At 62.8% G+C, this 8,421-nt stretch carries 5 protein-coding genes; 2 read left to right on the plus strand and 3 right to left on the minus strand.

The annotated features are described in order from the left end of the window. Positions 1-630, plus strand: a 630-nt coding sequence (locus tag Q0331_RS06650; RefSeq protein ID WP_298075639.1) for a DUF3516 domain-containing protein, incomplete at its 5' end; no start/stop codon positions are given. Positions 631-663: 33 nt separating this feature from the next. On the opposite strand, the gene Q0331_RS06655 is transcribed toward Q0331_RS06650, so the two are convergent. Together Q0331_RS06655 and Q0331_RS06660 are read right to left on the minus strand one after the other, a co-directional pair. Continuing rightward, complete coding sequence (locus tag Q0331_RS06655; RefSeq protein ID WP_298075640.1) at positions 664-1,626, minus strand: hydrogen peroxide-inducible genes activator; 963 nt, start codon at positions 1,624-1,626, stop codon at positions 664-666. A 71-nt stretch (positions 1,627-1,697) separates the two neighbouring features. Continuing rightward, positions 1,698-3,776: a neutral/alkaline non-lysosomal ceramidase N-terminal domain-containing protein gene (locus Q0331_RS06660; RefSeq protein WP_298075641.1), complete on the minus strand. Its 2,079-nt coding sequence runs from the start codon at positions 3,774-3,776 to the stop codon at positions 1,698-1,700. Between the two features lie 249 nt (positions 3,777-4,025). Between Q0331_RS06660 and hrpA the strand changes: the two genes are divergently transcribed. Continuing rightward, on the plus strand, positions 4,026-8,045 hold the full coding sequence (gene hrpA / locus Q0331_RS06665) for an ATP-dependent RNA helicase HrpA (RefSeq protein WP_298075642.1): 4,020 nt from the start codon (positions 4,026-4,028) through the stop codon (positions 8,043-8,045). Here hrpA and Q0331_RS06670 read toward each other — a convergent pair. Then, positions 8,046-8,421, minus strand: a 376-nt coding sequence (locus tag Q0331_RS06670) for an ATP cone domain-containing protein (RefSeq protein ID WP_298075643.1), incomplete at its 5' end; no start/stop codon positions are given.

The following is an 8,421-nucleotide window of genomic DNA, read 5'->3' on the forward strand; positions in this document are numbered from 1 at the left end:
ACCTACGGGCTGGGCCGCTCCGAGGGCGTAGTGCTGCGCTACCTGACGGACGCCTACCGCACGCTGGAGCACTCGGTGCCGGAAAGCTACCGCTCCGAGGAGTTTGACGACATCCTCGTGTGGCTGGGTGAACTGATCCGCCAGGTCGATTCCTCCCTGATCGACGAGTGGGTCCAAATGGCCGACCCGGATGCCCCGCTGACGGAGGATCAGGTCGCCGAGCACGCCTACGGGGTGGAGGATACGAATCTTTTGTCCGCCAACCCGCAGGCCCTGACCCGCATGGTGCGAAACTACTTCTTCCGCCACGTGGAGCTCTTCGCCTTCGAGAAGGAGCGCGAACTTGCGGAGATGGACGAATACCTGGACTCGCCGCCGGACTGGCCCGCCGCGATGGACGATTATTTCGACGAGTATGCGGATGTTGGTGTGGACGCCGCCGCGCGGTCGAATAAGAACATCCTCATCAAGCGGGGCACCGGCTCCGAGGCCGAAAGCTGGTTCGTCCGTCAGATCATCGACGATCCGGAAGGCGACCACGGCTGGGCGCTCGAGGGTGTGGTGGACCTCGCCGCGACGGACGAGGCCGGTGAGGTCCGCCTGTCGGAGCTCACGATCGTGCAGGGATAGCCCGCAGGTTTAACTCCGGGCTTAACCACTGGCTTAGAGGTAAGTCTCCAGCACGCGGCGGCTATCCTTCGCCACGTGGTTGAAGGATTGCGCCACGATCTCCCCCAGCGCCGCATAGTCGTCGATGCGCGTGGAGCTGGAGCGGTAGGCCATGCCGATCGTGCGGCCGGCACGCACTGCGCCACCGGCGAACGTCGCCAGGGCGATGCCCGGGCGCTGACATTCCACGGCAACCGCGGACAGCGGCACCAGGGTCGCGCCCAATCCGGCGGCTACCAGCTGGATTACCGTGGACAGGCTCGCAGCGCGGGTCACGGAGTGGCGCGGGTCGTTGGCCATATCCACGGTGCGGCACAGCTCCAGGATCTGGTCGCGCAGGCAGTGCCCGTCGTCCAGCAGCAACAGCTCGATGTTCTTCAGTTCGTCGACCGCCAGATCCTTGCGACCGGCCAGAGGGTGGCCCTCGGGCAGGACCAGCACGAACTCTTCGGTGTACAGGTCAACGGTGTTCAGCCCGCCCCCCTCGCCAGGCATACCGAGCACGGCAACGTCGATCTTGCCCTGACGTAGTGCATCGACCAGCAGCGGGGACTTTTCCTCCACGATGCGCGGCTCCAGTTTCGGGGCAACGTCGTTAACCGTGTGCAGCACGTCTGGCAAGATGTACGGCGCGACGGTGGGGATCATGCCGATCGCCAGCGAGCCGACCAGGCCGCCGTGGGCGCCGCGGGCGTGGGTGACGAAGGTCTCCAGGCTCTCCAGCGTCGCCTGCGCGAATGGCAGCAGCCCCCGCCCCACCGGGGTGACGATGACCTTGCGAGTAGACCGTTCGATCAGCTGCACGCCAAGCCCCGCCTCCAGCGCTGCCAGCGCTTGAGACAGCGACGGCTGGGAGATCCCCAGGTGCGAGGCGGCGGTGCCGAAGTGACCGTGTTCGGCGATGGTCACGAAGGTACGTAGTTGGGCAACTGTTGGTCGATACTCTCTTTGAACCACGTCCTCAACTCTACAGCAATTATTAGAAAAGTATAATTACAACCGAAAAAATAAGTACCTTTGCCCTATATCTAGCTCACCTGTAGTTCAGCGGTTCCCTCGAAGGGCGAGAGCTTGCCCAGGAAGGCCTTCCAATCGCCCTTGAGCCGCACGGTGTACCTTCCGGGCTGCACATCGCTCGTGCCCCACTCGACGGTAGTGCGTGTCTGCCCGAAAGAGTTTTCGAAGGTGATTAGAGTGTTCTCGCTGGAGTCGTCCGCGACCACCTTCCCGCTGGCGTCCTCGATCGTCACGTAGCCCTCGCCGTGGCGCATGTCGTTGTTCGGGTTCGCGCCCACGAACACCACCCGCGCCGGCGAGCCGGCCTTCACCTCCTTAGGCGCCTCCAGCACTTCGCCGAACTTTTTGCCCGGCGGCGGCGCATCCATCCAGTTGTCGCTGCCCGGCACGTTCGGGATCAGCCCCGTCAGGTCACCTGCAGGCTGCCCGACCTCCACAGGCTTGCCCTCTTTGAGAGCGCGCGCCATCTCGTCGAGTACGTCCTGGAACGCGGGCAGCTGGTACTGGCCGAAGATTGTCGCGCCTCCCTCGTAATTCTGCGCCTCATACTCTTCGGGCGTGGTGATGTAGTGGCCGTAGGCGTTCGTGTATCCCTGCACCACAATCGCGTTCTCCGGCACACCCAGCGCCTCAGCGACCGTGCGCTTCATGCGCAAGCCACTGGTGACCGTCGGCTCGAACCCAAGACTCACCAGCACAAACGAGCCCAGACGGTGAATCGTGAACGGGTGAACCTGCTGGATCATGCCGTCGATGTAGCCCATCGGCAGCAGGCCCTCCTTCGGGCCGTGGACATCCTTGATCTCCTGAGGCGAAAGGAAGTTGTTGAGGTCGCGCACCCACGGGTTACCGCCGCGCTCGCCCTCATTGAAGCCCAGGATGGGAACACCGCCGCCGTCTTCCTGCGAGGACGCAGCAAAAGCCGCACCCAGAATCGCCGGCCCCAGCTTGTGCTCCTTCTTGTCCGGGGTAAAGCGCGGGCTGGCCACCAGCTGCGGGCAGTTCACCCATCGCATGCGCCCGTCGATACCGCCTGCCGACCAGTCCTTTCCTAGGTCATTGGTCGCCGCCATCATCCGCTCGCCGAGGATCTGCGCAGATTCACGCTCATCTGCTCCCGGCCCAGAGTTGGGCGTCAATCCCATATTCGGCGTGATGTCACCCGGCGTCATGTTAGCGAAGGCAGCGACAAACGGCGCATCCTCGGGGTGGCGGTGCACCACTCCGTGAGCTTCCTCAGTCGCCCAGGCGGCGTACCCCTTGTTGTCGCCTGCGATGTGCTTGTACTCCGCGCCGAAGCTCGTCGGGTGCAGCGAGTACCAGTTGATCAAGCCGACCTGCTTACCGCCGCGGGAAACGTGGAGGGTCACACTGCGGGTGTCCACCCCGTTGGGTAGGGCCTTCTTGTCCTCTTCGGGGTTGCGGTCCCACGAGGTCTTTGACCTATTGACGCCCGCATCAGCGACCGTCGTCTCCGCAACCGTGACGTCTGAAGGCTGGATGTCCGCGTGTGCGCGCTCAATGGCGGTAACGATGCCCGCTACCGTGGCCTCGAAGGTCTTCGGACGGAAGCCACCGTGGGTGATGTCGACCATCAAATGCTGGGACGTGCCACCTGGAGCCACGTGAGTGTGGGTGGCCGTGAGTAGGACGTTGGTTTGGTCGTACAGATCCCCGAACTTTTCCTTGAGGCGGCGGAGCACCTCCAGGTGGATGGACTGGAACATCAGCCCAACGTCGCAGGTGACGTGGACGAAACGGGAGTTGTCGCGGTTGGCGTCAACAAAAATAAACGCGCGGGCGTACTGGCGGCGCTGAATACCGACAGTCTTCTGCTCGTCCACGGCGTAGCCGAACATGCCGGCGCCCCATGGCTCGCCGGTCATGTCCGCCAGACCGCGTCCTACATGGAAGCCTCCCCCACTGCCGCCACTAGCTTCCTGCGCGCTTGCTCCGGGCGCACCGGCGGAGGCCCAGAGTACGGTGCCGGATACCGCAGCCATTCCACGGAAGAAATTGCGGCGGCTGAGCTGGGACTTCAGCGGACTCTGCAGACGGTTTGGGGTGGTGTTCTGGCCGTGTTCACACATGAGGTCTCTCGTTTCTCAAAACTACTTACATCATTAGATTGTTTTGACTGACGAAAGACTAGACCGAATCCGTGGGGCTGCGGGATAGTTTGCGTATATTAAGCAAACATTTATGGTCCTCTAATCTTGTTTGGGGGTAAAAACTGTTCAGGGGTGCAGGTTCCTCCCCTGGAGGCTCATTGCTAGAATCGGCCTGTTCAGCCCCGTAAACACGGGGAAATCTTGGCTAGCGAGACGGGTGATTCACACATGACGGACGCGCACGGGTCGGCCTCCCCCACCAACCATGGCCGCACCCAGGGCAAGCCGCAAGGGCGCAGGCGCTCCCGGCGACGCTCAAACAAGCGCCGCCGCCCGCAGTTCATCCGCACCATTCCGCCGATTGCCTACCCCGACCTGCCGGTCTCCGAGCGGCGGGAGGACATCAAAAAAGCCATCGAGGACAACCAGGTCGTCATCATCGCAGGTGAGACCGGCTCGGGTAAGACCACCCAGATTCCCAAGATGTGCCTGGAACTCGGCCGCGGTCGAACAAAGGTTATCGGCCACACCCAACCGCGCCGCATCGCGGCCCGCAGCGTGGCCGAGCGCATCGCGGAGGAACTCGACCAGCAGATCGGCGACGATACTTCCCTGGTCGGCTACAAAATCCGCTTCGACGATACGATCTCCAAGCACACCGCCGTGAAGCTCATGACCGATGGTGTGCTGCTCAACGAGATCCAGCGCGACCGCCTCCTGCGGGACTACGACACGATCATCGTCGACGAGGCCCACGAGCGCAGCCTCAACATCGACTTCCTGCTCGGCTACCTGAAGCAACTGCTGCCGAAGCGGCCCGACCTGAAGGTCATCATCACCTCCGCGACGATCGACCCGGAGAGCTTCGCGGAGCACTTTGCGGACACCTCTGGCTCCCCCGCCCCCATCATCGAGGTCTCGGGGCGTACCTACCCGGTAGAGATTCGCTATCGCCCGCTCGTGACGGAACGGGAGAACCCGAAAACCGGCGAGGTCATCGAGGTGGAGACAGATCCCCTGGACGGACTCGTCGCTGCGTGTAAGGAACTGATGCGCGCCGGCGAGGGCGACATCCTGTGCTTCTTCTCCGGCGAACGCGAGATCCGCGATGCCGCCGAGGCACTGGAAGGTGAGTTCGCCGGCGCCGGCGGGGCACGCAAAGTAGATGTGCTGCCGCTGTTCGGCCGCCTTTCAAACGCCGAGCAGCACCGCGTGTTCCGCACCGGGCCACGCCGCCGCATCGTACTGGCCACCAACATCGCGGAAACCTCGCTGACGGTTCCTGGCATCCACTACGTGGTGGACACCGGCTATGCCCGCATCTCCCGCTACTCCAACCGCACCAAGGTCCAACGCCTGCCGGTGGAGCCCATCAGCCAGGCCAGCGCCAAGCAGCGCTCCGGCCGCTCGGGCCGCATCGCCGACGGCATCGCCATCCGCCTGTACTCCGAAGAGGACTTCGAGGCGCGCCCCGAGTTCACCGACCCGGAAATCCTGCGCACCCACCTGTCCAGCGTAATCCTGTCCATGGCCGCCCTCGGCTTGGGCGATATTGAACGCTTCCCGTTCCTCCAGGCACCCGACAACAAGTCCATCCGTGACGGTGTGGCTCTACTGCAGGAGCTGGGAGCGTTGGCGTCAACAAAGGACGCAGCACTTACCCCCATCGGCCGCGACATGGCGCGCATCCCTACCGATCCGCGGCTCGCGCGCATGCTGGCGGCCGGGCATGCGAACAACATCATCGAGCCCATTGCGGTCATCGTCTCCGCCCTGTCCATCCAGGACGTGCGCGAGCGGCCCCTGGAAAAACAACAGCAGGCCGACGAAATGCACGCGCGCTTCAAGGCGAACTCCGACTTTGTGAGCCTTCTGAAACTCTGGAACTACCTGCAGGAACAGCGTCAGGAATTGTCGGCGAATAAGTTCCGCAAGCTGTGCCAGCGGGAGTTCATCCACTATGTACGCGTCCGCGAGTGGATGGATCTGGTGCGCCAGATGCTTTCCGTCGTGCAGGATCTACGCTGGAAGATTCCGAATATTCGCCACGTGAGGGAGCTCGTTTTCGAGCCGGAGGCGATCGACGAGGATCTGGTTCACAAGTCCATACTCACTGGCCTTCTGACCCACGTGGGAATGCGTGAGGGGAACTCCAAGCAATTCACCGGCACTCGTGGCTCGCATTTCGTGGTGCATCCTTCCTCCCACGTATCCAAGAAGCCCCCGCAGTGGCTTATGGCCGCTGAGCTGGTGGAAACCTCGCAGGTCTTCGCCCGTACCGTCGGGCCGATCGACCCGAGCTGGATCGAAGCGATCGCCCCGCACATGGTGAAGTACAACTATTCCGAGCCGGTGTGGTCGTCCTCTCGCGGGGCGGCAATGGTGCACGAAAAGGTACTGCTTCTGGGGTTACCGATCGTCGCAGACCGAATGGTCAATGCATCGAAGGTGGACCGTGCATTGGCGCGCGAATTGTTCATCCGGCACGCGCTTGTGGAGGGCGATTGGAGAACCCGCCACCATTTCTTCGCCCACAACCAGAAGCTTCTCTCCGAGGCGACCGAACTGGAGGACAAGGCTCGTCGCCGCGACATCGTGGTCGACGATCAAGCGCTCTTTGATTTTTATGACGCCCGCTTGCCAGAAAAGATCGTTTCCTCCCGGCACTTTGATTCCTGGTGGAAAAAGGCTCGCCATAAAGACCCGCACCAGCTGGATTTCACGCTCGACGCGCTGATCGACTCGGAGGAGGCGGCGAAGGCTGCCGATGAGTTCCCCGACGTGTGGCGGCAGGGCAGCCTGGAGTTCGATCTCAGCTATGTCTTTATGCCTGGCGACCCGGACGACGGCATGACGATGCGCGTGCCGATCCCCCTGCTGGCAAACGTCTCCGAGCCGGAAACTCGCTGGTTGGTGGCCGGCATGCGGGAGGAGCTGGCGATCGCCCTGATCCGGTCCCTGCCCAAGCCTTTGCGCACGAGTGTGGTGCCCGCCAGCAATTTCGCCAACGCAGCCTTGCAGCGAATGGTTCCCTTTGACGGGGAGTTTGGATTCGCGCTGGCCGAGGCACTGCGCGAGCTAGGTGGCCAGGGGATCTCCGCGCAGGATTTCGACTGGTCCCGTGTCCCCGGGCACTTGCGCATGCAGTTTGCCGCCATCGACCGCCGTGGCAATGTGATCGAGAAGTCGCGCGACTTGCAGTACCTTCAGAACAAGCTGGCCGGGCAGGTCACGTCCGCGATTGCGCAGGCCGCCGCCCGTTCCAAGACCGCCGCTCCCAGCGAGGCGGCGCAGCACACACCGTCGCGCCGAAAGGGCTCGAAGAAGCAGGCCGGAACTTCCACCGGTGTGCTGGCCACCGCGGATGCGTGGACCGCGGACGGCATCGGCGTGCTGCCGGAGACGGTGGAAACGGTGGTGGATGGCCAGACCCTCAACACCTACCCGGCGATCGTTATCTCTAAGGGCGGCGCAGAGGGTGCAGAAGGTGCAGAGGGGTCAGCCAAGGACAGGGTGACCTTGAAGGCCTTCCCCACCAAACAGGCGGCGGATGGACAGCAGTTCACGACCGTGTTGAACATGATGGTCGCAGCATGCACAGTATCCCCGAAGCAAATGATCAAGGGGCTTCCGCTGCGCCAGCGGGTGGCTATGGAGAATACTCCTGGTGGCGTGGACGGTCTGGTGAACGACGTTGTGGCGCTGGCATGTCGCGACATGCTGATGAAGCTGGGGCCGGTGATCCGCGATCCGGAGAAGTGCGAGGAGGTAGTTGGGGCCGCACGATCCCAGGGGCCGGGCCGGGTGCGGCAGTATGTCGTTGCCCTGGCTCCTGCGGTGCTGGCGGTAGCAGATATGTCAGCGGAGCTTAACGGCTGGTCGGGCGAGGCTATCGACGATATGCGCGCACAGCTGGACTTCTTCTTGGGCAAGCACGCTATCGCTCGCAATGGCATTGAGCACATGCGCCACGTTCCACGTTATGTGGAGGCGATGCGTGCACGCCTGGAGCTGATGAAGACGGATCCAGACAAGGAGGAGGATCTGGACGATGAGGTCCAGGAGGCCTTCGAGTTGTTAGAAAAGACCAAGAAGCGCCTGCCTACAGCGCGGGCTGCCTCGCCGCAGATTAAGGAGGTGCGCTGGATGATCGAAGAGCTGCGGGTCAGCCTCTTCGCCCAGAACCTCGGCACGGCTCATTCGGTTTCCCTGCAGCGCATCCGGAAGAAGCTGGAGAAGATTCGCTAGTTATCCTCGCCGCTGGTTTTCTTCGTCGCTGGGTTCCAGTTTGGGCTCAGCTAGGGCGTGGCGGTGCGCTCGCAGGGATTCGATCTCCTGCTCGAAGTCTTCGGCGCAGTTGAAGGACTTATACACCGAGGCAAAGCGCAGGTATGCAACCTCGTCTAGGGTGCGTAACGGGTCGAGGATCGCCAAGCCGATCTGGTTAGCGGGGACTTGTGACCCATGTGCCACGCGCACTGCCTGTTCCACCTCGTGCGCAAGGCGCTTCAAAGCGTCATCAGAGACGTCGCGCCCTTGGCATGCCCGCCGAACGCCCTTGATGACCTTTTCCCTGCTGAACTCCTCGGTCACCCCGTTTCGCTTGACCACCAACAGCACAGAT

The organism is uncultured Corynebacterium sp., from assembly GCF_937999985.1.
Lineage (GTDB): Bacteria > Actinomycetota > Actinomycetes > Mycobacteriales > Mycobacteriaceae > Corynebacterium.

What these genes read in the sequence shown, in the direction of transcription:
- hrpA (WP_298075642.1), top strand. Translation starts at nt 4,026, where the DNA reads ATGACGGACGCGCACGGGTCGGCCTCCCCCACCAACCATGGCCGCACC.
- Q0331_RS06660 (WP_298075641.1), bottom strand. Translation starts at nt 3,776, where the DNA reads ATGTGTGAACACGGCCAGAACACCACCCCAAACCGTCTGCAGAGTCCG.